The organism is Schleiferia thermophila (genome assembly GCF_003337435.1).
GTDB classification, from domain to species: domain Bacteria; phylum Bacteroidota; class Bacteroidia; order Flavobacteriales; family Schleiferiaceae; genus Schleiferia; species Schleiferia thermophila.
The window spans coordinates 456,817-480,678 of the sequence record NZ_QPJS01000002.1; the positions used below are offsets into that span (position 1 = coordinate 456,817).

The 23,862-nt window shown below is 46.9% G+C and carries 23 protein-coding genes and 2 tRNA genes; 18 read left to right on the plus strand and 7 right to left on the minus strand.

Annotation, left to right across the window (positions count from 1 at the left end):
• From DES35_RS07130 to DES35_RS07190, 12 genes are all read left to right on the plus strand, one after another.
• Positions 1-336, plus strand: coding sequence for an Hpt domain-containing protein (locus DES35_RS07130; protein ID WP_037357475.1), 336 nt, complete (start codon positions 1-3; stop codon positions 334-336).
• 14 nt (positions 337-350) lie between these two features.
• Positions 351-728, plus strand: coding sequence for a response regulator (locus DES35_RS07135; RefSeq protein WP_037357477.1), 378 nt, complete (start codon positions 351-353; stop codon positions 726-728).
• A 19-nt stretch (positions 729-747) separates the two neighbouring features.
• Positions 748-1,905 (plus strand): sugar transferase, encoded by a 1,158-nt coding sequence (locus DES35_RS07140; protein ID WP_114366218.1) that lies wholly within the window; start codon positions 748-750, stop codon positions 1,903-1,905.
• On the plus strand, positions 1,898-2,626 hold the full coding sequence (locus tag DES35_RS07145) for a TolC family protein (protein ID WP_037357481.1): 729 nt from the start codon (positions 1,898-1,900) through the stop codon (positions 2,624-2,626). Before DES35_RS07140 ends, DES35_RS07145 begins: the two co-directional genes overlap by 8 nt.
• Entirely contained in the window at positions 2,626-4,824 is a 2,199-nt protein-coding gene (locus tag DES35_RS07150) for a GumC family protein (protein WP_114366219.1), read from the plus strand. The genes DES35_RS07145 and DES35_RS07150 overlap by 1 nt, the downstream gene beginning before the upstream one ends.
• 90 nt (positions 4,825-4,914) lie before the next feature.
• Entirely contained in the window at positions 4,915-6,072 is a 1,158-nt protein-coding gene (locus DES35_RS07155) for a homogentisate 1,2-dioxygenase (protein WP_037357485.1), read from the plus strand.
• 36 nt (positions 6,073-6,108) lie between these two features.
• Positions 6,109-7,239, plus strand: a complete 1,131-nt coding sequence (hppD, locus tag DES35_RS07160) for a 4-hydroxyphenylpyruvate dioxygenase (RefSeq protein ID WP_114366220.1) — start codon at positions 6,109-6,111, stop codon at positions 7,237-7,239.
• 64 nt (positions 7,240-7,303) lie between these two features.
• Positions 7,304-9,001 carry a DNA recombination protein RmuC gene (gene rmuC / locus DES35_RS07165; protein ID WP_244906331.1) on the plus strand — a complete coding sequence of 566 codons (1,698 nt, stop codon included), beginning with the start codon at positions 7,304-7,306 and terminating at the stop codon, positions 8,999-9,001.
• 92 nt (positions 9,002-9,093) lie between these two features.
• Complete coding sequence (locus DES35_RS07170) at positions 9,094-10,461, plus strand: dihydrolipoamide acetyltransferase family protein (RefSeq protein WP_114366221.1); 1,368 nt, start codon at positions 9,094-9,096, stop codon at positions 10,459-10,461.
• A 12-nt stretch (positions 10,462-10,473) separates the two neighbouring features.
• A complete protein-coding gene (locus DES35_RS07175) occupies positions 10,474-11,244 on the plus strand; it encodes a 3'-5' exonuclease (RefSeq protein ID WP_114366222.1) in 771 nt (256 codons plus the stop codon).
• The gene (locus DES35_RS07180; protein ID WP_114366223.1) at positions 11,241-11,852 is read left to right on the plus strand and encodes a fumarylacetoacetate hydrolase family protein; all 612 of its coding nucleotides are present in this window, start codon (positions 11,241-11,243) and stop codon (positions 11,850-11,852) included. Before DES35_RS07175 ends, DES35_RS07180 begins: the two co-directional genes overlap by 4 nt.
• Positions 11,853-12,800: 948 nt before the next feature.
• Complete coding sequence (locus DES35_RS07190) at positions 12,801-13,436, plus strand: acetyltransferase (protein ID WP_114366225.1); 636 nt, start codon at positions 12,801-12,803, stop codon at positions 13,434-13,436.
• On the opposite strand, the gene DES35_RS07195 is transcribed toward DES35_RS07190, so the two are convergent.
• The 7 genes from DES35_RS07195 to DES35_RS07225 all read right to left on the minus strand — a co-directional run bounded on the left by DES35_RS07195 (position 13,430) and on the right by DES35_RS07225 (position 16,951).
• The gene (locus tag DES35_RS07195; protein WP_114366226.1) at positions 13,430-14,236 is read right to left on the minus strand and encodes an energy transducer TonB; all 807 of its coding nucleotides are present in this window, start codon (positions 14,234-14,236) and stop codon (positions 13,430-13,432) included. The two genes, DES35_RS07190 and DES35_RS07195, sit on opposite strands and share 7 nt — an antisense overlap.
• Positions 14,214-14,738 carry a biopolymer transporter ExbD gene (locus DES35_RS07200; protein WP_114366227.1) on the minus strand — a complete coding sequence of 175 codons (525 nt, stop codon included), beginning with the start codon at positions 14,736-14,738 and terminating at the stop codon, positions 14,214-14,216. The genes DES35_RS07195 and DES35_RS07200 overlap by 23 nt, the downstream gene beginning before the upstream one ends.
• Positions 14,735-15,337, minus strand: a complete 603-nt coding sequence (locus DES35_RS07205; RefSeq protein ID WP_114366228.1) for an ExbD/TolR family protein — start codon at positions 15,335-15,337, stop codon at positions 14,735-14,737. The genes DES35_RS07200 and DES35_RS07205 overlap by 4 nt, the downstream gene beginning before the upstream one ends.
• Before the next feature lie 2 nt (positions 15,338-15,339).
• Entirely contained in the window at positions 15,340-16,131 is a 792-nt protein-coding gene (locus DES35_RS07210; protein ID WP_170125721.1) for a MotA/TolQ/ExbB proton channel family protein, read from the minus strand.
• A 115-nt stretch (positions 16,132-16,246) separates the two neighbouring features.
• Positions 16,247-16,600, minus strand: a complete 354-nt coding sequence (locus DES35_RS07215; RefSeq protein ID WP_037357636.1) for a PUR family DNA/RNA-binding protein — start codon at positions 16,598-16,600, stop codon at positions 16,247-16,249.
• Positions 16,601-16,784: 184 nt separating this feature from the next.
• Positions 16,785-16,868, minus strand: a tRNA-Leu gene (locus DES35_RS07220).
• A 7-nt stretch (positions 16,869-16,875) separates the two neighbouring features.
• Positions 16,876-16,951 (minus strand) — tRNA-Lys (locus tag DES35_RS07225).
• A gap of 222 nt (positions 16,952-17,173) precedes the next feature.
• Here DES35_RS07225 and DES35_RS07230 point away from each other — a divergent pair.
• The 6 genes from DES35_RS07230 to DES35_RS07265 all read left to right on the plus strand — a co-directional run bounded on the left by DES35_RS07230 (position 17,174) and on the right by DES35_RS07265 (position 23,833).
• Complete coding sequence (locus DES35_RS07230) at positions 17,174-17,719, plus strand: RNA polymerase sigma factor (protein WP_114366230.1); 546 nt, start codon at positions 17,174-17,176, stop codon at positions 17,717-17,719.
• Positions 17,706-18,470 carry a hypothetical protein gene (locus DES35_RS07235; RefSeq protein ID WP_114366231.1) on the plus strand — a complete coding sequence of 255 codons (765 nt, stop codon included), beginning with the start codon at positions 17,706-17,708 and terminating at the stop codon, positions 18,468-18,470. The genes DES35_RS07230 and DES35_RS07235 overlap by 14 nt, the downstream gene beginning before the upstream one ends.
• 9 nt (positions 18,471-18,479) lie before the next feature.
• Positions 18,480-19,649, plus strand: coding sequence for a hypothetical protein (locus tag DES35_RS07240; protein WP_125039419.1), 1,170 nt, complete (start codon positions 18,480-18,482; stop codon positions 19,647-19,649).
• A 161-nt stretch (positions 19,650-19,810) separates the two neighbouring features.
• Positions 19,811-20,524 carry a pirin family protein gene (locus DES35_RS07245; RefSeq protein WP_114366233.1) on the plus strand — a complete coding sequence of 238 codons (714 nt, stop codon included), beginning with the start codon at positions 19,811-19,813 and terminating at the stop codon, positions 20,522-20,524.
• A 1,111-nt stretch (positions 20,525-21,635) separates the two neighbouring features.
• Entirely contained in the window at positions 21,636-22,616 is a 981-nt protein-coding gene (gene dusB, locus DES35_RS07260; RefSeq protein ID WP_114366234.1) for a tRNA dihydrouridine synthase DusB, read from the plus strand.
• Between the two features lie 11 nt (positions 22,617-22,627).
• Complete coding sequence (locus DES35_RS07265) at positions 22,628-23,833, plus strand: 3-oxoadipyl-CoA thiolase (protein WP_114366258.1); 1,206 nt, start codon at positions 22,628-22,630, stop codon at positions 23,831-23,833.
• Positions 23,834-23,862 lie beyond the last annotated feature (29 nt).

Below are 23,862 nucleotides of genomic sequence, written 5' to 3' on the forward strand. Positions count from 1 at the left end.
ATGGGAAATATGTACAACCTCAGACAATTGGAGGAGCTCTCCGGCGGGATGTCGGAGTTCGTCGATTCGATGATTGAAACCTTCCTGGAACACACCCCTTCCCAACTCAACGATATGGTGAAGGCCTTCAAAGAAGGACGTTGGATGGATATGGGAAATCTTGCCCACAAGATAAAACCTTCCATAGACCTCTTTGAAATTCCCGGTATCCAGCAAACCATACGAGAAATCGAAAAAATCGGCAAATCCGGAACCTCTGCACCAGACCTCGAACAAAAAGTAATGGAAGTAGAAAAAATACTAAATCAAGTATTCAACCAGCTGAAAAACCGCTAAAACAAAAAGTATTTATGACAAAAAAGCAGGTACTGATCATTGACGATCAGCCAGTAATGAGAAAACTGCTCGAACAGTTTCTTAAAGACAAATATGAAGTCAAAGCCCTTGAAAATGGGCGGGAAGCTCTGGAATGGATGTACGACGGCAACATTCCCGATGTAGTAATAGCTGACTTGAATATGCCTGAAATTGACGGGTTTGAATACATAAAAAGAGTCCGCGAAAGCGCCTTCTTTCAGGATATTCCCTTGATTGTATTATCAGGCGAGGATTCATCAACTGAAAGAATAAAATGCCTGAAGCTCGGTGCCAATGATTACCTCATAAAACCGTTTAACCCGGAAGAATTGGCATTGAGAATCAATAACTTGGTGAGAATACGTTCGTAAGCATACAAAATATGCCACTATGACTCATATCATTTATATAGGGGAAGATCCGGAAGTGATCAGATTGTTTTCAGGAAGGCAAGATGTAGAGTTTAAGACAGTCCGAAATGCCGTTCAATTCGACAAATTTTTCAATCAAAACAATATGCAACCAGATTTGATACTTTGTGAAAAGACACTTAAGGGAATGAATGGATTTGAGCTCTTTAATTATTACAAAAACATTTTAAAAGAAAAAGGTATTCCCTATGTGCTGGTGGACCAACATTTTGGAAATTATACAAAGCGATTGTATCTGAAAGAAAAAGTTACAGATATCTATCAAAAACCCTTAGATCCTCAGATGGTCATTGAACGGATTCCCTTTTTAAAAAATATAGAAGAAAGCCGTAAAAACAAGCTCGTAAAACTTTCGCAAAAACCTTACAGAATTCCATTGGCCAAACGAATATTCGATATTGTTTTTGCATCTGTGGCATTGATAGTAGTTTCCCCCATTTTATTAATAGCAGCCATAGCCATAAAACTGGAATCCCCCGGACCGATTTTTTACAAATCAAAACGAGTAGGAACAGGATACAGGATTTTTGATTTTTATAAACTGAGATCCATGTACACCGATGCAGATCGAAGGCTCAAAGAATATTTACACATGAATCAATATAAAACAGACAGCACTCAGACAACCCTTAATGATAACTTACCCAAGCAACCAAAAAGCAAATTTGCCAGCTCGGTAGTGCTCATCCACAAAGACGGTACACCGCTGACTGAGGAGGAATATAAAGAATTGAAAAAGCAAATGTCAGCCGGAACATTTTTTAAGCTTAAGGATGATCCAAGAGTTACCAAAGTTGGAGCATTTCTTAGAAATACCTCCATTGACGAGCTTCCTCAGCTCATCAATGTACTCAAAGGCGATATGTCAATCGTAGGAAACAGACCTTTACCCCTGTATGAAGCAGAGCAGCTCACTTCCGACGATTGGAGCGAGCGCTTCTTGGCTCCGGCAGGTATAACGGGGCTTTGGCAGGTCGAAAAACGCGGCAAATCCGACATGAGCGAAGAAGAGCGAAAAGCGCTCGACAACCAGTATGCAAGAAATTTTTCTTTTTGGAACGATATAAAAATCATCCTAAAAACCATTCCGGCTTTATTTCAAAAAGAAAATGTATAAAAAAACCATTCTCTTATGTGCTTTTTTGGCTTGCTGTACAGCAGGCTATACACAAGGGGTAGACCGTAGAAAAGCCCTTGAACTGGATTCACTTTTCGTTAATCTTCTAGACTATTTGCCTCCAATCAACGAATTGATTGATACAGCGGTCGCCAATTCTCCGGAAGTAAAGTATTGGCATGCACAAGTCAAACTCAGAGAATATGAAGTAAGCATCGTCCGAAAAGATTGGGCTAGAGATATCTTTATTACGGGCCAGTATCAAGGAGGTACGCTGGGTGCTATTCTTGGCCCCGACGGCCCCCCTCTCTTTATAGGTTACCTGGTTGGTGCCGGAGTGAGGATACCATTGTCTACAGTGGTGGGAAGAAGAGACAGAATAGGCGCAGCCGAAGCCTGGCTTGAAAGCACCATTGCCAAACGAGACGAAGCCATTCGAAACATTAGAGAACTGATCTTCAACGAATACCAAAAACTCCTGATGATACAACGCAAAATAGCCATCCTGGCTGAAACAAATGAATCCACTTCACTTATTATGGAAATGGCCGAAGAACGATTCAGACAAGGTGAGCTTACCCTCGACCAATTGGGCACCAATACAGAACTGAAAACCAAATACAGCCTTATCTACGAAGAACTCAGAACGGACTTCTTCAATACCTATTCACAACTGGAACGCCTTGTAGGCATTCCGTTTTCCAAATTTGAAAAGCATTAATGAGCCTGATAAAGTTTCTCAGACTTTTTAACAGGAACTTTAAGTACCTGATGGCCTCCTCAATGACGCTGGCCATTTTGGTATTTTTGATGGTCAAAAGCAAACCCAAAGAATACGAGTCAGAAACAGAAATTTATACCGGGATAGCTTCCGGTCTCAATCTCACCAATGTAGACCGCACCAATGTAGATTTCTTTGCCACTGCCAATGCCTATGACAACCTTATTAACATCATAAAATCGCGGCAAACCCTGGAGGAAACCGGCGAAGAGCTCCTTGCATTGCACCTTTCACTCGATGGCCCGACAGCCGAAATCATCGGTGATGAGGCCTGGAGACAGATGATCGAAATCCTCACTCCTGAGCTGTACAACGAATTGAAAAGTACCAAAGGCATCGACTCATGCCTGGCCAACATCAGAGCCTGGAAACAAAAAAATTACAACACCTTCAGAGGTAAAATCATCTTCAACGCTGAAGAATCGCCCTACAGCTTCAAAGCCATCAGCAAAATCAATGTATCCAGAATTCAGAATTCCGACTTAATCAACATCAAATACAAATACATCGATCCGGGGATTTGTAAGTCAACCCTCGAAATTCTCTCAAGAGTATTTATACGGCGAATGAACGAAATCAAAGCCAGCCAGAGCAACAACGCTGTCGAATATTTCAAAAAGCAAGTTGCAATGGCCCGCGAAGAACTCAATGCCGCCGAAGACCGCCTCAAACAGTTTCGGGTACAAAACAACATCATCAACTACGGCGAGCAGACCAAAAGCATCGCCACCATGAAAGAACAAATGGAAGACGAGTTTCAAAAAGAATTAGCCGTGAGAGCCTCTAACAAGGCCTCACTCGAGAAACTCGAAGAACAACTGCAGGTCAACAAGGTGATCATTAAATTTTCAGATGAGCTGCTTGAAAAACGTAGACAATTGGCCGAAATCCAGGCTCAGATTACCACCATGGAAATTTACTACAACGACCCCAACACCATCAACATACTACGCCGAAAAGCTGCCGAACTCCGCGCAGAGCTTTCCGACCTGCTCACCAAGCGCTACCAGTTTTCTCGTACTACTGATGGAGTCCCCAATCAGGCCTTGCTGCAGGAATGGCTCAAATACACACTTGCCCTCGACGAAAGTGAGGCCAGGTTGAGAATTTTTGATGAGCGAAGGAAGTACTTCGAAAAACTCTACAATGAGTTTGCACCACTCGGGTCCCTTTTGGCCAGATATGAGCGTGAAATCGGCATCGCAGAGAAAAATTATCTGGAGCTGCTTCATTCACTCAACCAGGCCATCATGCGCCAGCAGAGCGATCTGATAGCATCCGGGGGACTGGTGGTATCCGTACCTCCATACTTTCCACTTAAGCCTCTGCCCTCAAAAACGGCAGTAATGGTAGCCGCATCCGGCGTTGTAGGCTTTGTCTTGCCCCTACTGATCATCATATTGCTCGAATTTTTTGACTCCACTTTAAAAAACCCAATCAGAGCCGAAAGTGTCATCGGCAAAAAAATTCTGGGCACATACCCGTCCTTAAAACTTACCAAAGCCGATAAAGGAGTGGACCTCGAATGGGTCAAAAAGCAGACCGTAGGGCTCTCCCTCCAGACCATCCGGCTTGAGCATTACATCAAAAGCAAAGAAATTTCACGCCCTTTTATCGTGGCAGTGCTATCTACCCGTACCGGTGAAGGCAAAACCAGCATGATTCAGGAGATTGCTAATCGTCTCGTCATGCTTCAATACCGGGTAATGGTCCTGGTACCAGAAGATTCGTTTGTCAATGAAGACAACACTTTTTTTGACCGCATTACCTTTAAAAACGACAAAACCTTCGAAGCAGCTAAACGAGTGGAAGATCTCATCCCACCAGGATTCACAGCAAGCCTCTACGATTACCTGTTCGTAGAAATCCCTTCACTGATGAACAATCAGTACTCCATCAACCTCTCCATGCAAGCTCATTTACATATCCTCGTAGCCAGGGCCAATCGCACTTGGGTAAAAGCAGATGAGTTCCTGCTCAGTGAATATTCCAGAAGCGTAAATTCCGAAATCAGAACGCTTCTCAACAAAGTAAAAATCGAAGAGCTGGAAGTAGTACTCGGCGAAATACCAAAGGAAAGGAGCTTCCTGCGAAAGCTTATCAAAAGGTTTGTAGCTGCAGAATTCAAAACCGCCTGATTTACATCTACCGTTACTAACAAAATTCATACTTCTGATCCTTCTGTTTAATTTACTTTGCAGCTCACAACAGAAAAAACAGAAGTCATTATGCCCATTTACCACACTTTAGGCATCATACCCCGAAAAAGGCATACCGTGTTTCGAAAGCCCGACGGAAGCCTTTACTACGAGCAGCTCTTCGGTACAGAGGGTTTCTCCGGGGTCAGCTCCTTACTGTACCATCATCATAGGCCAACGATGGTAAAAGAAATCCGCCAGGCCATTGATCTGACTCCAAAAGCATCCGTCGCTCACAATGTTACATCCCGAATGTTGCGCGGTTGGGACATTGAGCCTGATGATGATTTCCTGGAAAGCAGGAGAATTGTGCTATTCAACAACGATTTGAACATTGCCCTGGCAGCTCCTGCAAGTTCTATGGAGGAGTATTTTTACAAAAATGCTGACTCCGATGAGTTGATCTTTGTACATAAAGGATCAGGGGTGTTGCGTACCTTTCTCGGCAATATTTCCTTCTCATACGGCGATTATCTGGTCATTCCCAGAGGAACCATCTACCAGATTCAATTCGAAACCTCCGACAACCGGCTGTTGATCATTGAGTCCTTTAGCCCAATTGTAACACCAAAGCGCTATCGAAATCAGTTTGGCCAGCTGCTTGAACACTCTCCCTTCTGCGAAAGAGACATCCGAAGACCACAAGTACTGGAAACCTATGATGAAACAGGAGATTTTCTCATTAAGATAAAAAAACAAAATCACCTGCATCAAATCATCTATGCCTCTCATCCTTTTGATGTAGTAGGCTGGGATGGATATTTTTATCCCTATGCCTTTTCGGCACACGACTTCGAACCCATTACCGGCAGAATTCATCAACCCCCTCCTGTACATCAGACTTTCGAAGGTCATAATTTTGTCATCTGCACCTTTGCCCCACGTCTCTACGATTACCATCCCGACTCCATTCCAGCCCCTTACAACCACAGCAACATTGATTCAGATGAAGTACTCTATTATGTCGATGGCGATTTTATGAGTCGCAATCATGTAGAAAAGGGATACATCAGCTTGCATCCGGCCGGAATTCCTCACGGTCCGCATCCTGGAGCCATCGAGCGCTCCATTGGACAGAAAGAAACAAAAGAACTGGCCGTAATGATTGACACTTTCAAACCTCTGAAACTCACAGATACTGCTCTGCTCATCGAAAATGAGGACTACTACCGCAGTTGGCTGGAGTAATTAACTCTGATGTTGTCAAACCAATATATTTAAACCATGCAAACCGAAACTCAAATACCCAAAATCTTCGAAGACGTCCAGGATTTCCTGCCCATTAATGGGACTGATTACATAGAACTCTATGTAGGCAATGCCAAGCAGGCAGCCCACTATTATCAATCAGCCTGGGGTTTTCAGCCCCTTGCCTACAAAGGGCTTGAAACAGGCAGTCGCGACAGGGTGAGCTATGCCCTTCGTCAGGGAAAAATCACTCTTGTACTTACCTCCCCACTGCAAGCCGGAGGACCCATCAATGAACACATCAACAAGCACGGCGACGGAGTCAAGGTCATAGCCCTATGGGTAGATGATGCCACCTATTCCTGGCAGGCCACTACCCAAAGAGGTGCAGAAAGCGCCCTCGAACCCCAAAAACTTACCGACGAACATGGCGAAGTGATCATCTCCGGCATCAAAACCTATGGTGAAACGCTTCACTACTTTATCGAAAGAAAAAACTATCACGGAGCTTTTCTGCCCGGTTTTAAGTCGTGGGCTCCAAACTATCGTCCCGCAGAAGTAGGCCTCCAATATGTGGACCACATAGTAGGCAATGTGGGATGGGGAGAAATGAACAAATGGGTGGACTTTTACGCCAAAGTCATGGGCTTTACACAGCTGGTATCATTCGATGACAAAGACATCTCCACCGAATATACCGCATTGATGTCCAAAGTAATGACCAATGGCAACGGCAGAATTAAATTCCCAATCAACGAACCAGCCGTAGGCCGAAAAAAATCTCAAATCGAAGAATACATCGAATTCTACAACGGTGCAGGTGTACAACACATCGCCGTAGCTACCAACAACATCATTCACACCGTTTCGGAACTTAAAAAACGCGGTGTAGACTTCCTCTATGTACCTCCTACGTACTACGATACTGTGCTCGACCGCGTAGGTGAAATCGATGAAGACCTCGAAGAATTGAAACAACTCGGAGTCCTCATCGACCGCGACGACGAAGGCTATCTGCTCCAACTATTCACCAAGCCGGTGTTGGACAGACCTACCATGTTCTTCGAAATCATCCAACGAAAGGGAGCCCAATCCTTTGGAAAAGGAAATTTCAAAGCCCTCTTCGAAGCCATTGAAAGAGAGCAGGCACTCAGAGGAACCCTCTAATATTCCTCTTCATTCGGAAACAACCGGATAGAAAGCTCTTAAAGCACCTATCCGGCTTTTTTTCGTGAAGAAAAATTTTTTCCGGAAAACTACAATTTACCACTACTCAAACATACCAGGTATCGACATGACTTTATCCATAGAAATCGCTCTCCTCATCGTGCTGGTCGTATTGGCCATCATTTCTCTGATCAAAAAACCAACTGAATCAGTCGCTGAATCCGTCTTGAAAAACCTCGGCGACAAGCTTCTGATCCTCGAAAACAACCTGACACGCCTCGAAAAGTCCTTAAAAGAAGACCTCTCAAGCCAGCGCCTTGAACTCACCAACGCGCTAACCGACAACCGTAAAGAACTCTCCGAAAGCATACGCGGATTCAAATCCGAACTTCAGGAAGTCCTCAAAGACATACGAGACCTGACTGCTCAAAGCCTTACAGATATCAACAAAACCCTCTTCGAAAAAATAGAAACCCTCACCCAGGCCACCCACAAAGCTCATAGCGAAAACAGAAACGAAATCAAAGAAACTCTCCGAATCTTCGGCGATGAGCAAAAAAACAAGCTCACAGAACTCACCCTTACCATGCAGCAGCAGCTCGAAAAAATCAGCTCCAAAGTAGAGACCAATCTCCAGCAGCTGAACCAGCAGGCTAAATCAGACAATCAGCAATTCAGAGAAGCGCTCACCAATTCGTTCAAAGAGTTTCAGGAAGTATTCGATAAAAACGTTCGCTCCTTCAATGACGTACAGCGCGAAAAATTCGCTCAACTCGAATCTCGACAAAACGAACTCGTGCAAAGCACCGAAAAAAAACTCGAAACCATCCGCCAGACCGTAGAAGAAAAACTCGATAAAACCCTTAGCGACAGACTCGGGCAAAGCTTCGAAACCGTCGGTAAGCAGTTGCTCGAAGTACAAAAAGGCCTCGGCGAAATGCAAAGCCTCGCTGCCGATGTGGGCGGGCTTAAAAAGGTGCTCAGCAACGTAAAGCTCCGAGGCGGAGTAGGGGAGGTACAGCTCGCCATGTTGCTCGAAAACATCCTGGCTCCCTCCCAATACGAAAAAAATGTCCGCACCAAACCCGGCAGCTCAGAACCCGTGGAATTTGCCATAAAATTACCAGGCAAGAGCGAGGACGATGGTAGCTTCATCTATCTGCCAATCGACGCCAAATTCCCCAAAGAAACTTTTGAAAGGCTCCTTACGGCTTACGAAAGCGGAAACCCCGATGAAATCGAAGTCGCCTCCCGAAACCTCGAAAATACCATTCGGAAAATGGCCAGCGACATCAGCGAAAAATACATCTATCCGCCAAACACCACTGATTTTGCGATCCTCTTCCTCCCCTTCGAAAGCATCTACGCAGAGGTCATCCGGCGCAGCGCCCTGGTTGATCAAATCAGAGACAAGCACAAAGTCATCATCTCCGGCCCCACCACCTTCGCAGCCCTGCTCAATAGCCTGCAAATAGGATTCCGCACTCTTGCCATTCAAAAGCGAAGCAGCGAAGTGTGGAAACTCCTCGGAGCCGTAAAAACTGAATTCGAAAAATTCGGCGATCTGCTCAATAAAGCCCGCAAAAACATCCAGACAGGTCTCAATCAAATTGACGAAGTAGCAGGCAAAAGATCAAGAGCCATCTCCTCTAAACTCAGAAACGTAGAATTACTCCCCCCCGACGAAAGTGTGAAATACTTCCCTGAAATAACCTCTCCCGACCAGGAAGAGTATGAATACGATCCTGATACCGATCAGTAAATCATAGTTCACCACTCAACATTCGATTAACAACTCCAAAGCCCCCGACTTTGTATTTTCGCACCCAATTAATCAGTTAACCACGGGAAAGTATGGCTCATTTCGAATTAGTAATGCCCAAAATGGGAGAAAGCGTGGCCGAAGCCACCATCATTAAATGGCTGAAAAATGAAGGTGACCGCATCGAGCTGGAAGAAGCAGTCCTCGAAATCGCAACCGACAAAGTCGATAGTGAAGTACCCTCACCCGTGGAAGGCATCCTCGTCAAAAAACTCTTCAACGAAAACGACGTCGTCAAAGTAGGTCAGCCGATAGCCCTTATCGATACGCAGGCTCAGGACCAGACCACAGCAGCCGCTTCCACCGCTCCAACACCTCAACCAGAGCCGGCTGCAGCAGCCGAAGAATTTGTCCAGAAAGCTATAGAGACCACCGAAGCTCCTTCGGCCATTAAATCAACCGCAGGCAGATTTTATTCGCCTCTCGTGCGCTCCATTGCTGCACATGAAGGAATTTCCCAGGCCGAGCTCGACAGCATACCCGGCACCGGAGCCGAAGGACGCGTCACCAAAAACGACATTCTCTCCTACCTAAAGACACGTAAATCCGCAGCCCCAGCTACTGCCACTCCGGAGCAGGCTGCCGTCTCAGCATCATCCGCCACTCAGCAAGCCCAGGCAACTTATGCTGCCTCAGCACCCGCGGCCTCAGCCATGCCCGCCATCAAGCCGCCCGTCATCGAACCCATGCCGGGCGACGAAATCATTGAAATGGACCGCATGCGCCGACTCATCGCCGACCATATGGTCATGAGCAAGCATGTAGCACCACACGTCACCAGTTTCGTAGAAGCAGACGTCACCAACATCGTCCTGTGGCGCGAGCGCGTCAAAAAAGATTTCGAAAAGAAAACCGGCGAAAAACTCACCTTTACCCCTATCTTCATTGAGGCCATCGTCAGAGCCATAAAGGACTTTCCGATGATTAACATTTCCGTCGACGGTTACAAAATCATCCGCCATCGCGACATCAATATTGGCATGGCCACTGCACTGCCCAGCGGCAACCTCATAGTCCCCGTCATAAAAAATGCCGACCAATACAACCTCGTCGGACTCGCACGCATCGTAAACGACCTGGCCAACCGCGCACGAAACAACCAACTCAAACCCGACGACATCAAAGGAGGCACCTATACCATCAGCAATGTGGGCACGTTCGGCAATGTTCTCGGCACACCCGTCATCAATCAACCCCAGGTAGCCATCATGGCCGTAGGCGCCATCCGCAAGAAACCCGCCGTACTCGAAACCCCACAGGGCGACGTCATCGCCATACGCCATATGATGTTTCTCTCACATTCTTATGACCATCGCGTAGTGGATGGAGCACTGGGAGGCAGCTTTGTACGCAGAGTTGCCGATTACCTGGAGCAGTTCGACATCAACCGCGAATTCTAATCTCACCCCCAAATGCAATTATCCCTCCATAAACCTTTGGCCTTTTTCGACCTGGAAACCACCGGCACCCATTACATACGCGATCGCATCATCGAAATCTCCATTCTCAAGGTCATGCCTGACCAATCCACCCATCTGCGCACCTGGCTGGTCAATCCCGGCATCCCCATCCCTCCTGAAGTCTCAAAAATTCACGGCATCACCGACGAAATGGTCTCCGACAAACCCAGCTTTAAAGACGTAGCCGGCGAAATCAACCACTTTCTCGGCAATGCCGATCTGGCGGGCTACAACTCCAACAAATTTGACATCCCCATGCTCGCCGAAGAAATGCTCCGTGCAGGCATAGACTTCGACCTGTCCAAAAGACGCTTCGTCGATGTCCAAAACATCTTCCACCGCATGGAACCCCGAAACCTCGCAGCGGCCTATCGCTTCTACTGCAATCGCGAGCTCGAAAACGCCCACTCCGCCGAAGCCGACGTCACCGCCACGTACGAAATTCTCAAAGCACAGCTCCAGCGCTACCAAGAGCTCCAAAACGATATCGGATTCCTGAGCCAGTTCTCCACCAAAAACCAAAACGCCGACCTCGCCGGTTTCATCATCTACAACGCCGACGGAAAAGAAACATTCAACTTCGGCAAATACAAAGGGCAAACCCTCGAAGAAGTCTTCGAACGCGACCCCGGCTACTACTCCTGGATACTCAATGCCGAATTCCCCCTGTATACCAAAAAAGTCCTCACAGCCTACAGACTCAGCAAAATCAACCAAAAATGAAAATCGTCTGCGTAGGACGCAACTATGCCGACCACGCCCGCGAACTCGGCAACGAAGTCCCCGCCGAACCCGTACTCTTCATCAAACCCGACAGCGCCATCTATCCCCACCGGTACTACTATATCCCCACCTTCACCACCGACCTCCACTACGAATGCGAAATCGTCGTCCGCATCGACCGTGTAGGCAAGCACATCGCCCCCGAATTCGCCCATACCTACTACTCTACCATCACACTTGGCATCGACTTTACCGCACGCGACCTCCAAAACCAACTCAAAGCCAAAGGCCTCCCCTGGGAAAAAGCCAAAGGCTTCGACGGAGCCGCTGTCATAGGAAAATTTATCCCTAAAGAACAACTCCCACCCACCGACCAGCTCGACTTCCAGCTCCATATCAACGGCCAGCTACGCCAATCCGGCCACTCAGCTCACATGCTGCACTCCATCGACCAACTCATCGCCCACATCAGCCGCTACTTTACCCTCAAAAAAGGCGACCTCATCTTCACCGGTACACCCGCAGGCGTCGGCCCGGTGGCACCCGGTATGCATCTGACCGGCACCCTCTGTGGTCACCAAATCCTGGAGCTTATTATCAAATCTTGAAATTTATTCAATTGGGCGCCTCCCCCGGCCGCTGTAGTCCATCGGCCGGGGGCCGGTCTGCGGCTCCTATTCCCTTTGCGGATCGGGCGTGGCACATCGGGCTGCGGTGGCTCGCTCCCGCTCCGCCTCCTCGCCCGTGTGCCACATAGCCCGCCCGCTGCAGCTCATATCCGCCTCCGCCCTGGCGCATTCCCACCGCCGAGGCCTCTCCCATTCTCCGGCCAAAGCATTATACACATCATACCATACTAAAATTTGCAAACCATAAAATCCATTCCTCAACCAGCACCACCAATGCAAATTACCTCACACAAAACAACCCCATCAAAAGGACTCCTCACCACCATCCGGGCTTTCTTCCTCACACCTTTTTTTGGAAGGACTTTCGTATCCCGTCCAAAAATCATCACATCCTAAAATCCCTCAAGAGAATCCTCTCCGACAATCCCTGCACTACATCACCCAACCAATCCATTCAGCAAAAAGCTGCTGAAAAATCAATCTGAACAATTGTCCCCTACATTCAATCATCCTGAAATACCACAAAAAATCCCACAGATAAGTACTACATAAGCAACCTTCGCCGAAATCTAATCAATCGCTACTTGTCGATACCCCCATCACTATATTATTCATCATGGTATTGATAGTTGGCAAACCCATAAAACGAATACTCGTAATCACTACATTGAACACGTAAAGCCAACCTCCATCCACATAACCTCCGATAACCCTTCTCTTGAACACCGCTGAATATTACACTCGCTAAAACAGTAAAAACATCCGTCCATTCCCGTACAGACACTTAAAACAAATCAGTCCTCTTCAAAGTAGACTCATCAGCCAGTCCTAAGTTATCAGTTCAGTGGGTAATTTAAGATGCTTCACAACTTCTGCTGTGTATTTTCCACTGCATTAAATTTATTTGCAGTTCAGATGGTTCACTAAATGAGAAAACCACTATACATATTTGGAGCCGGCGGACTTGGAAAAGAAATTTTCCAATATGTACTTACAACCCCCGATGTACATACTCATTATGATTTCGCAGGCTTTCTCGACGATCACCCGCTGACTTCGATACATCGAGATTTTCCGGTGTTGAATCCGTTGGAGCTATCCCTCAATCATACGTATGCTTTATTGCTTTCAGTTGGCAGTCCCTCCCTGAAAAATATGCTCGAAAGGCGCTTTTCAGCATTTCGTCCAGAGTACCCTGTACTGGTGCATCCATTGGCACAGGCAATCGACCGTCAGGGAATAGAGATAGGAAAAGGTACAGTGATTTGCCCGGGTACGGTGCTCACCACCGATATCCTGATTGGGTGCCATGTGCTTATCAACCTCAATTGTACCATCGGTCATGATGCAGTGATTGGAGATTTCTGCAGTCTAATGCCGGGCGTTCACATTTCAGGACAAGTAGTTGTAGGAACTGAAGTGATGATTGGAACAGGAGCCGTAGTACTCAATGGAGTGCATATCGGTGACAGGGCTAAGATAGGAGCAGGAGCAGTTGTAACCCGAGACGTAGCACCAGACACTACAGTAGTAGGTATTCCTGCCAGACCCGTAAATCAATAGTCCTGTATTGCAAAGCGGATGGGCAAGGCATAGCGCACATTTACTGGTCTGTTGTTCTGACGGCCGGGAGTCCAGGCAGGCATATTCTGTATCACACGCACAGCCTCCTCGTCGCACCCACCTCCTATGCCCCGCGCGACCTCCACATCCCGGATGCGACCGGTGAAGTCCACTGTAAACTGCACAATCACTACCCCCTGTATATTGAGTTCCCGGGCTAGTTGGGGGTATTTTAGAGAAGATGCCAGATACCTCATCAACGCTTCTTTTCCGCCTGGAAACTCGGGCTTTACCTCTACCACGGCAAACAAGACATCCTGGGGTTCCTCTTGTACCTTCACATTTACCTGCTCGATCACCACGCTATCGATACCTTGTACAGTTTCAGTCCCGGGATTTGCTTGATGAAACTCTTCTTGCGTAGGCATATAAACTTCTTCGGCTACTTCTTCGTCTTTTTTTACCTCAGGTTTTACAAATTTTATAGTACTTACTTCTGTTGTTTTTTCAATCAGTTGCTGTGGCTGATTGATCATTTCAATTGGAGGAGGCTGCATTAGTTGTGAATACGACACTACCGTAAATTGTTCCACTTCAATTTTATTTTTTTCCATCCGCTCATAGTAGCGATATATAAGCAGAGGAGTGCCATATACCAACAATACAAGGGTGCTGGAAATCAGCAGACCAGCCCACTCCCTGTATGCAATTTTTCGGCGCTCCACATAGCTGCCGTATGATTTGTTCTTTCCGTGATAGAGCCATTGAGACCAAAGCTCACGATCTTCTGGTTCCTTCATACCTTCTGATTAGATGTACTTCTGCTTCGTTGAGTTGGTCAAGCGCATAACGATTGAGCTCCTGGTTATTCAGCTGGTCAATGGTCGTTACCACTATTTCATAAGGAGCGTCATCGGTAGGCTTTACAAAAACAACAGGATCGGATACAGAAGATTTAAAGCGTTCAAAAAAATCCTCTGCTGCGACAGCATTAGCCATATGGAGCACTTTAAGGTCAGTATCAGGTAGCCCTTGATAGTAGAGCACCGTGTCAGAACGATAGGGAATCAATACCAAAACCCTCGATGCTTTGATGGCCGGTTTCTCCTGGTCAGCTGTGGCATCTTCCTCAGCCGGCATGATCAGCTCCAGAGCAAAAGGGCGCGTCAGAGTGGTAGTAAGCATAAAAAAGGTCAGCAGCAAAAAAGCCATATCCACCATGGGATTCATATCCAGGTCTACTCCGGAACCCGTCAGCTTTTTTCTCCACCTTTCAGCTTTTTTGGAGGTTGTCTGTTTCATTGCTTGTTTTTAGATGGTAGTTTTTCGGTCAACAGATTGAACCTCAGTATTTTATTTTCCAGCAAAGTGTTGATTACTCGTCTGATGTACTTGTATTCGGTTCCTTTGTCAGCTTTTACAGCCACCCGGATGGCAGGATTTACCACACGCGAATACACTATCCAGTCCGAAAGTTCATTGGAAAGGCTATCGACAGGTATACCTTTCATTGGATATACCCTCATTCGCTCTTTGTCACTGAGCAGTTTTGGTAATTCAGCCACAGACACCCCAAAACCACTGAGTAAAGCAAAATTTTCTACCTGTTCAGAGGTAAATTCAAGTTGATACCGCTGGCCAATGTGGTTTAGCAGCGCTTTTTTTGAAAATTTGCCATCAATGCCGAAAAATATCTGACCTTGCCTGTTTATGTATATGGTCATCACACTGGTCTCAGGCATGGGTACATCCGCCGTAGCTGGCGGTAGTACAACTTCTGTAGGCTCTTCCAGTCTGAACGATGTGGAAAGCATAAAAAAAGTTACCAGCAGAAATGCCATGTCCACCATCGGATTCATATCCAGCTTCACGATTCGTGGTCTAGCTTTTTCTATAGCCATAGTCAAACCTTTTGAAGCTTGAAATATTGAGCTATGGTGAAATTCACCTCATCTATTGAGTAAATAATTTGCTCAATTTCATTGGCCAGGTAATTGTAGAGCACTATTCCTAAAGCAGCCGTAGGAATACCCAGTGCAGTTGTGACCAGTGCCTGCGAAATACCATTGGCCAGTCCCACGGCATCAGGTGCGCCTACTCTTGCCATTGATGCAAAGGCTATAATCATTCCCGTCACCGTGCCCAGTAAACCGATAAGAGTAGATATTTGAGCCAGTGTAGAAATTACGACCATATTTTTCTGCAATATGGGTATCTCCAGTTGCGTAGCTTCTTCCAACTCAGTTTCTATCCAGGCTATTTTTTCAGCCTGTGAAGCTTCCGGATGAGAATCGCTCCACGTCTTAAAAGCTGAAAGTGCCGATTTTACCACATTGCCGAGCGAACCTCTTTGCGCATCGCATAGTGCAATCATTTCAACCCATTTTCCCTGTTTGAGCAGATTGCGTACTTGCATCACAAATGCCTGGGTTTTGATCCTGCCATAGGCTCGCCTCAGCGTCAGCAACCGCTCTGCAGCATAGGCCAGTAAGATAATTTGAAAGGCAATCAATACCACCACCAGCGGTCCGCCCTTGTACATCACTCCCAGATAATTGCCCTTTACAGGCTCTCCGGAATTGACACCCCCTACAAAGTTGCTGCCGGCTCCAAGTATTTTTTCATAGATCAGCCATGCTAGTACAAGAGCCACTGTGATGATGACAGCACCAAACCAACTCTGATAGTTTTTCATCGTCATGGAATTTTATGTAAAGCAACTTCCAGCCTTAACAAAATAAAAATGACCATTATCAGGATTCTGATTAATGGTCATTCCGATTAAAAGAATATATTGAATATGTAATTCTTTACAAATCGTTGAAGTCTATAGATTGACTTGTTCCTTCGGATGAAGTGAAGCTACCCTTGTTAAAATTTGGATCATGCCTCTCCGATATTACCTCTTCACCCTTTTCGTTGATGATAAATTGGGTGATTTCATCCAGCAAATCTTTAAATGCATTAAAGTCTTCTTTGTACAAATAAATTTTGTGCTTTTTGTAAAAAACTTCTCCACCGTCAGTCAGCTTTTTGCTTTCTGTGATTGTCAGGTAGTAGTCATTCGCCTTAGTAGCTCTTACATCAAAAAAATAAGTTCTGCTTCCTGCTCTTAGTACTTTGGAATAAATTTCGTCTTTTTCCATGTGTTCTTTCTCCTGCATGACAATGAAGTGTTGATGAGCAGCAAAAATATTTTTTTTCAGCAATTAAACAAATGACAATTTTTAATTATATGGCGATTTTACTTAAAGATGTCACGAGCATCAATCAGATTTTCTGCCCATTCCGACCTTAAACAAAAAAACCTCTGCCGTTAAATATGCAGAGGTCTGTTCCTTATGTATGTGCCCAGGACTGGACTCGAACCAGCACGCCCGAACGGGCACCACCCCCTCAAAGTGGCTTGGCTACCAATTTCAACACCTGGGCGTAGTCTTGGTGACTCGGCTGGGGCTCGAACCCAGGACCCCAACATTAAAAGTGTTGTGCTCTACCTGCTGAGCTACCGAGTCGGTTGCTGTATAAGCTCCTCAAACGGGCTGCAAATATATAGCAATTTTCCTCCCAATATACCCCTTTTGGCCTTTTATGAAAAATTTCACACCCAACTTTTTGCAACTAGTACCCATTTATCGCCCTTTTGTTTAAATAATTTTTCTCCCATGCAACCTTGCGCAACATATTACTGTCTTTTTAGTGAATTCTGAAATTAAAATCCTATATCAAATACTACCATGTCTGATAGCGACCTGTTCGAAAACCTAAAAAAAGGACAACGAAAAGCTCAAGAACATTTTTACAACAAGTTCTCCGGCAAAGTGTTGGCCATCTGCAGGCGCTATCTCGCTGACCCCTACGAAGCTGAAGATGCCATGATACAAGTTCTGCTCAAAGCACTCGAACACATCGCTGACCTGAAAAACGAATCCTCTATGGAAGCTTGGATACGTCGAATCTCCATAAACCACTGTCTGAACCTACTCAAATCAACATTGACCTTTAAAATTGTGCCCATTAGCTACCTTGCTGATGAGGATTCTGACCTGCCGCAAATAGAATTTGAAACCGACTACCTGCTTCAACTCATTTCTGAGCTTCCTCCGGGTTACCGAACGGTATTTAACCTTTTTGCCATCGAAGGGTACAGCCATCGTGAAATTGCCGAAATGCTCGGCATCAGCGAAAACACCTCCAAATCCCAGTTGAGCAGAGCCAGAGTATTGCTACAGAAAAAACTGCAATCCAATTCACAAAAAAACATTTCCAATGAACAGAATTGATCAGCTTTTCAGAGAAAAACTGCAAAATCACCAGCTAAAACCAGCAGAAAAATCCAAAGAAATCTTTCTCCGCAAAGCCACTAAAAAACCAACCCGATATTCCATTCTTCTGGTAAGAATAGCCGCTGCATGTGCAGTAGTACTGACCACAGCCCTTGTCTTCAAGGCAGTCTTCACAAGGTCGCAATCGCCTCTTACCAGTGATGATTCAGACTTTGTGATTTCCGAATTCAATTCCGATTCTGATACATCCGCTCCAGTCACCTCTTCCCCCACCAATCGGCCACATACCTTACAAACAAAACCATCATCAACTTTAGCAAACATTTCCACACAGAAGCAATCCTTCACAAGACCCAACGATGCCGGTGTCCTTGAAGAAGCCCCTTCACGCCAGCCAGAGGACACCACCGCTCTCGTCGCTCTTGAGCCCACTATCCTAGAGGCGGCCACCCAGGACCCTGCACCAGTCATCCCGGAGACAGTGTCTGAAATTTACGTTATCAGCAGCGGCCTTTTCGAACAAATTAACCATTACTCTACCCGGCATCTAAAACAGCGAAACATCGCAATCCGCATCCCTGTCATCAATCAAAAGTTCCAATTTCATTCACCATTAATTGACGAAGTAGAACAAACCTTTACCACCGTTAAAAGAGAAATTCTCGATTTCAATCTGGCCGATGCCAGCAGAAACCTCACACATCAATTCTCCGAACGCTTTCAATCAAACCAATCCAAAAACCAATAATTCAAAAAGATGAGAAAGTTAATTCCATTATTTATTTCCAGCGTTGTCCTCACCAGTGCACAACTTTTGGGTCAGACCCAAAAAACCGATTCAATCCCCATGGTAAACATTCAAATTGAAGTAGATGGTACCAAAATCTCTATTTCCACGCCAGACATTCGAAAAATCAGCGAAAAAGATTTGGATGAAATCGTAAGAAACATCACCCAAAACGCCCAGAAATTCGCCATTCGGTCAGAAAAAATGCTGAATCGCATCCACGAATTGCCAGATCAGGATCTCAGAGTCGTGCGACAATCCGACTCCCTGATTGCAAGGCTGCAATCTGTCCTCGACAGCAGCATGAGCATCACCATCAAAAGCAAAAACAATTGGAAAAAAGCCCTCGACAAACACTTCGAACAATTCGACCTCCAACTCCAAAATCTCGACAGAGAGTTAAGTCAGCTCGAAAGCATTGTTGGTGTCCCACATTCTGCAAACGACGCCCCTGAAATCACCATCGAAATGCCAGGCTTTAAAATTCAAAAAGACAGTGTTACCATCATGAAATTTCCTAAAAGCAGCAATCGCTCAGCTACTGCTTTCCATTTCTCCACAGGAATCAACCAACTTGGCGACAACTCCGTACTGGACGCCGATCTGCTCCGCTCATGGACCTTTTCCATAGGGGTGCATGGCTTTAGAAGATTTTCACCCAATTCCCCATCCGGTCTCCTTTACGGGCTTCAGTACCGGTGGACGGCTTTCGGTCTCAACACAGACACTCGGGTAGCCGTTACACCAACTGGTACAGAATTTCAAATAGACCCCAACTCCACAGCTACACGTAGCCGCCTGCGCAGCCAGAGCCTGGAAGCACCTATGCTCTTCGTCCTCTCTTCCCGAAGAGGCTACACGCGTCATCTATACTTTGGCCTTGGTGTATTTGGTGGCTGGCGGTTTGCCAACAGTACCTACGTGCGCGACCTCACCGGCGCTAACAACATGGAGCGAAACACCATTACCAAAGCAAGCTACCACGTCAATCCCCTCTACGCCGGTGCTCGCGCAATACTCGGATTCAAAGGTTTCACAGCGACCGCCTCCTATGAATTCAACTCCTACTTCCGCAGCCAAGCCAATCTGCCCAACATGCCCCTTATGAGCCTCACCATAGGCGTCGACCTCGACGACTGATTGACACCTCCATCCTCTTTTTTCATCTGTGTAAAGTGCAGACAAACGCAGCAAATCACCGCACCAGCGGTGATTTGTCTTTTCACCATAGCTTTTTTCTATTGTCTTTATTGATTAATGTATATACATTTGTTTCAAATTAAAACAAAAATATCACCCGTATGCACATCAATCTTCTCAAAGCTGAACAACGTGGCCACGCCGACCTGGGCTGGCTAAAAACTCATTACAGTTTCAGCTTTTCCAACTACTACAACCCCAGGCGCATCCATTTCGGCATGCTCCGCGTACTTAACGACGACTACATCGAAGCCAACATGGGCTTTGGCATGCACCCCCACGACAATATGGAAATCATCACCATCCCTACATCGGGAGGACTTCGCCATCGCGATAGCATGGGCCATACCGCTACCGTCCACGCCGGCGAAGTGCAGGTCATGAGTGCCGGCACAGGCATCTACCACAGCGAAATCAACCCCTATTCCCAGCCGGTCACCCTTTTCCAAATTTGGATATTTCCCGACCGTCACAATGTCGCCCCACGCTATGACCAAAAGTCCTTCACCGACCAAATTAAACCCGAACACTGGACACTTCTCGTCGGTCCAAAAGACTACACCTCCTCAGCCCTTTGGATTCATCAGAAAGCGTTTATCTCTATATACCGATCAGGTGCCGAACCCACCAATACATCCTACACACCACACATCCCCGGTCACGGACTTTATCTCATGGCCGTAGAAGGCTCCGCAAAGCTGGAAAATCACACCCTCAGCCGTCGCGATTCCATCGAAGTCACCGATTTCAGCTCCCTCTCCCTTCACGTCTTACCTGCTACAGAACTTCTCGCTATCGAAGTGCCAATGCGCTGATTGCCGGCAGCATATTTAATTCAGGGCGTGCCCCCGCGCGCCGGCCTGGTGGCCTTACCGCGCGGGGTCGGGCTGCTGCGGGGTGCGCTTCGCTCCCGTGCTTCGCTGCGCTGCGCACCGCCCTGCGGGCGCCCTCCGCATCCCTCACGCACTAGCCCCCATCCCGGCCCGCAAAGGACCCATCCGGCTCCTCAGCCCGAAGTTGCAGCCTTCAGCTGCCTCACAATCCTCCGCCTCCCCGTCTTCCTGCAGGCTTCCATAGCACGCATGCGCTGTTCTTCCGGCTGCTCTTTACCTCCGCAAATCGGCCACTGCATCGGACCTCCCTGTGTTAAAGCCACCGGTTCGCATAGTTCAGCATGCCCGGCAATCTCCGCATTCCCGTCCATTTCCGGTCCTTTCCTGGCCCCGTTGACCACACCTTCCCATTCCATTTCGTCCCTGCCCTTTCAAAGCTCCTGAACCACCTCCCTCACTTTTCCCTTTTCCCTTTTCCCTTTTCCCTTTTCATTTTTCATTTTTCACTTCTCACCCCTCTGCGCAGTCCTCAGGCCTTCTGCCTTCCGCCGGCACACTCTCCGGATACAGGCCCCCACCCCACACCGGCCGATGGCCCTGGTAGACGCCCGCGGGCTCCGTTCGGCTTCCGCGGATAACAGCTCTCCAATCAGAAGGCTAGCGGCAGCCGGATCATGCAGAGTCTGCCTGCCGCGAAGATTTTCTGACGGATGTAGCCATTGTTGACCTCTGGAAACTGTTCCATGAGATTGCACAAAGCATCCAGCTCTCCCTCACCTGCACCCGCGATAACTTTCTATTCATGCAGCAGGTCCTCACAAAAAAAAAATTACATCACAAGCCGTACATTGCCTAGAGAGAAGTCAGTCGCCGTGGTCCACCCCACCGGGACTATCAGTTACAGGCGCAAAAAATACATTACAAAAAAACGCTTGCTTATAGTTTAACAGCCGACTTAGATCAGAATCTCCTGAAAAATTCAAGCGATTTCCCCGCACCCTATGCACTTTTCGCATACCTTTTCCACGGTAGATTTCCCTGAGCCGCAGGTGCCGTTTTACAATCTTATCTTTGCCCACATTGTGTTTATCGAATGGTGAAAATCGGAAATATCGAGTTAGCTGAATTTCCCATCCTCCTGGCTCCCATGGAAGATGTGAGCGATCCGCCGTTTCGCAAAGTATGTAAAAAATTTGGAGCCGATCTGATGTATACCGAATTCATCAGCTCAGAGGGATTGATCCGGCATGCCATTAAAAGCCGGGCAAAACTCGATATTTTCGATTACGAACGTCCTATTGGCATTCAGCTATTTGGCGGAGACGAGGAGGCACTTGCCATGGCCACCGAAATAGTAGATGCTACAGGCCCTGACCTTGTAGATATCAATTTTGGCTGCCCGGTAAAAAAAGTAGTGTGCAAAGGTGCAGGCGCTGCCGTACTCAAAGATATTCCTCTAATGGAGCGACTTACCAAGGCCGTCGTAAAAAGTACATCCCTTCCGGTAACAGTTAAAACCCGCCTTGGCTGGGACGAAAACAGCAAAAATATAGTGGAAGTTGCCGAGCGGTTGCAAGATACCGGTATTAAAGCGCTTACCATTCACGGGCGTACAAGGACTCAGATGTACAAAGGTGCCGCCGACTGGACTCTGATAGCCAAAGTGAAGGAAAACCCCAGAATGCACATCCCGGTCTTTGGAAATGGCGATATTGACTCTCCGCAAAAAGCTCTTGAATACAAAAACAAATATGGTGTAGATGGCATTATGATTGGCAGAGCAGCTATTGGTAATCCTTTTATCTTCAGAGAAGTAAAACACTATCTGAAAACAGGCCAGTTGTTGTCACCCCCTACAGTTGACGAGCGCGTGGAAGCTTGTCTGGAGCACCTCCAATTCAGCATTCGCTGGAAAGGACCTCGGCTCGGACTTATCGAAATGAGAAGTCACTATGCCAATTACTTTAAAGGACTCCAAAACTTCAAACCTCTTAAAATTAGGCTATTGACTTCTGACTCTCTCGATGAGGTCTATGAAATACTGAATGAAATCCGACAAATTGAATTAGTTTGAGACAAAACAAAATGGATCAGGCATACATACTGGATGGACTACGTAGTCCGATCGGAAAATTTGGCGGAGCGCTGGCGGATATAAGAACCGACGATCTAGCAGCTCATGTCATCGCAGAAATCGTAAGAAAAAGACCCGATATCAACCCATCTGACATTGACGATGTAATTATGGGCTGCGCCAATCAGGCAGGGGAAGACAACCGAAATATTGCCCGCATGGCATTGCTCCTTGCGGGATTGCCCGTGGGCATACCGGGTGAAACTGTCAATCGCCTTTGCGCCAGCGGTATGGCAGCCATTGTCCATGCCATGAGAGCCATCAAATCGGGTGATGCAAGCCTGTTAATAGCCGGGGGAATTGAGCACATGACCCGGGCCCCATATGTAATCAGCAAGCCTACTAAAGCGTATGGTACCGATAGCCAACTCTACGACAGCTCCTTTGGCTGGCGATTTATCAACCCTAAAATGCAGCAACTCTATGGAACCGAAGCCATGGGAGAGACTGCCGAAAATCTCGTTGAACTGTATCGTATAAGCCGTGAGGACCAAGATCTCTTTGCCTACCGCAGCCAGATGAAAGCAGCTGCAGCCCTAAAAAACGGGCGCTTGGCAAAAGAAATTACGCCGGTGATCATCCCTCGCAAAAAAGGCGAGCCACTTCATGTGACTGATGATGAATTTATCAAGCCAGATACCACTCCGGAAATTCTGGCATCACTCAAACCTGCCTTTCGGAAAAATGGCACTGTGACTGCCGGAAATTCCTCTGGACTGAACGATGGTGCCGCTGCACTATTCATAGCTTCAGAAACCTATTGTGAGGCGCATTCCATCGAGCCGATGGCCCGAATAGTGAGCATGGGAGTCACCGGCGTTGAGCCGCGTATTATGGGAATCGGACCCGTAAAAGCCTCTGAAATCGCTCTTAAAAAAGCGGGGCTCACGCTGGACCAAATGGACATCATCGAAATCAATGAAGCTTTCGCTGCACAAGTCTTGGCCTGTACCCGACAGATGAATCTGGCTGACGACGATCCGAGAATCAACCCCAACGGCGGTGCTATCGCCTTGGGACATCCCCTCGGCATGACGGGCGCTCGTATTGTGTTTTCAGCAGCCCTCCAACTCGCGCTGACAGGGGCCCGATACGCCCTTGTGACCATGTGCATTGGCGTAGGTCAGGGATATGCCGTTGTTTTGGAACGCGTATAGACCTTAGTCTCCTTGGCTTACAATACCCT

Excerpts from the sequence above, each read along its gene's own strand:
- dusB (WP_114366234.1), top strand. The coding sequence starts at position 21,636 with ATGGTGAAAATCGGAAATATCGAGTTAGCTGAATTTCCCATCCTCCTG.
- DES35_RS07240 (WP_125039419.1), top strand. The coding sequence starts at position 18,480 with ATGAGAAAGTTAATTCCATTATTTATTTCCAGCGTTGTCCTCACCAGT.
- DES35_RS07170 (WP_114366221.1), top strand. The coding sequence starts at position 9,094 with ATGGCTCATTTCGAATTAGTAATGCCCAAAATGGGAGAAAGCGTGGCC.
- DES35_RS07205 (WP_114366228.1), bottom strand. The coding sequence starts at position 15,337 with ATGGCTATAGAAAAAGCTAGACCACGAATCGTGAAGCTGGATATGAAT.
- DES35_RS07195 (WP_114366226.1), bottom strand. The coding sequence starts at position 14,236 with ATGAAGGAACCAGAAGATCGTGAGCTTTGGTCTCAATGGCTCTATCAC.
- DES35_RS07155 (WP_037357485.1), top strand. The coding sequence starts at position 4,915 with ATGCCCATTTACCACACTTTAGGCATCATACCCCGAAAAAGGCATACC.
- DES35_RS07140 (WP_114366218.1), top strand. The coding sequence starts at position 748 with ATGACTCATATCATTTATATAGGGGAAGATCCGGAAGTGATCAGATTG.
- DES35_RS07215 (WP_037357636.1), bottom strand. The coding sequence starts at position 16,600 with ATGCAGGAGAAAGAACACATGGAAAAAGACGAAATTTATTCCAAAGTA.
- DES35_RS07175 (WP_114366222.1), top strand. The coding sequence starts at position 10,474 with ATGCAATTATCCCTCCATAAACCTTTGGCCTTTTTCGACCTGGAAACC.
- DES35_RS07190 (WP_114366225.1), top strand. The coding sequence starts at position 12,801 with ATGAGAAAACCACTATACATATTTGGAGCCGGCGGACTTGGAAAAGAA.
- DES35_RS07235 (WP_114366231.1), top strand. The coding sequence starts at position 17,706 with ATGAACAGAATTGATCAGCTTTTCAGAGAAAAACTGCAAAATCACCAG.
- DES35_RS07210 (WP_170125721.1), bottom strand. The coding sequence starts at position 16,131 with ATGAAAAACTATCAGAGTTGGTTTGGTGCTGTCATCATCACAGTGGCT.
- DES35_RS07145 (WP_037357481.1), top strand. The coding sequence starts at position 1,898 with ATGTATAAAAAAACCATTCTCTTATGTGCTTTTTTGGCTTGCTGTACA.
- DES35_RS07245 (WP_114366233.1), top strand. The coding sequence starts at position 19,811 with ATGCACATCAATCTTCTCAAAGCTGAACAACGTGGCCACGCCGACCTG.
- DES35_RS07265 (WP_114366258.1), top strand. The coding sequence starts at position 22,628 with ATGGATCAGGCATACATACTGGATGGACTACGTAGTCCGATCGGAAAA.
- DES35_RS07135 (WP_037357477.1), top strand. The coding sequence starts at position 351 with ATGACAAAAAAGCAGGTACTGATCATTGACGATCAGCCAGTAATGAGA.
- DES35_RS07200 (WP_114366227.1), bottom strand. The coding sequence starts at position 14,738 with ATGAAACAGACAACCTCCAAAAAAGCTGAAAGGTGGAGAAAAAAGCTG.
- DES35_RS07150 (WP_114366219.1), top strand. The coding sequence starts at position 2,626 with ATGAGCCTGATAAAGTTTCTCAGACTTTTTAACAGGAACTTTAAGTAC.
- DES35_RS07230 (WP_114366230.1), top strand. The coding sequence starts at position 17,174 with ATGTCTGATAGCGACCTGTTCGAAAACCTAAAAAAAGGACAACGAAAA.
- DES35_RS07130 (WP_037357475.1), top strand. The coding sequence starts at position 1 with ATGGGAAATATGTACAACCTCAGACAATTGGAGGAGCTCTCCGGCGGG.
- DES35_RS07180 (WP_114366223.1), top strand. The coding sequence starts at position 11,241 with ATGAAAATCGTCTGCGTAGGACGCAACTATGCCGACCACGCCCGCGAA.
- hppD (WP_114366220.1), top strand. The coding sequence starts at position 6,109 with ATGCAAACCGAAACTCAAATACCCAAAATCTTCGAAGACGTCCAGGAT.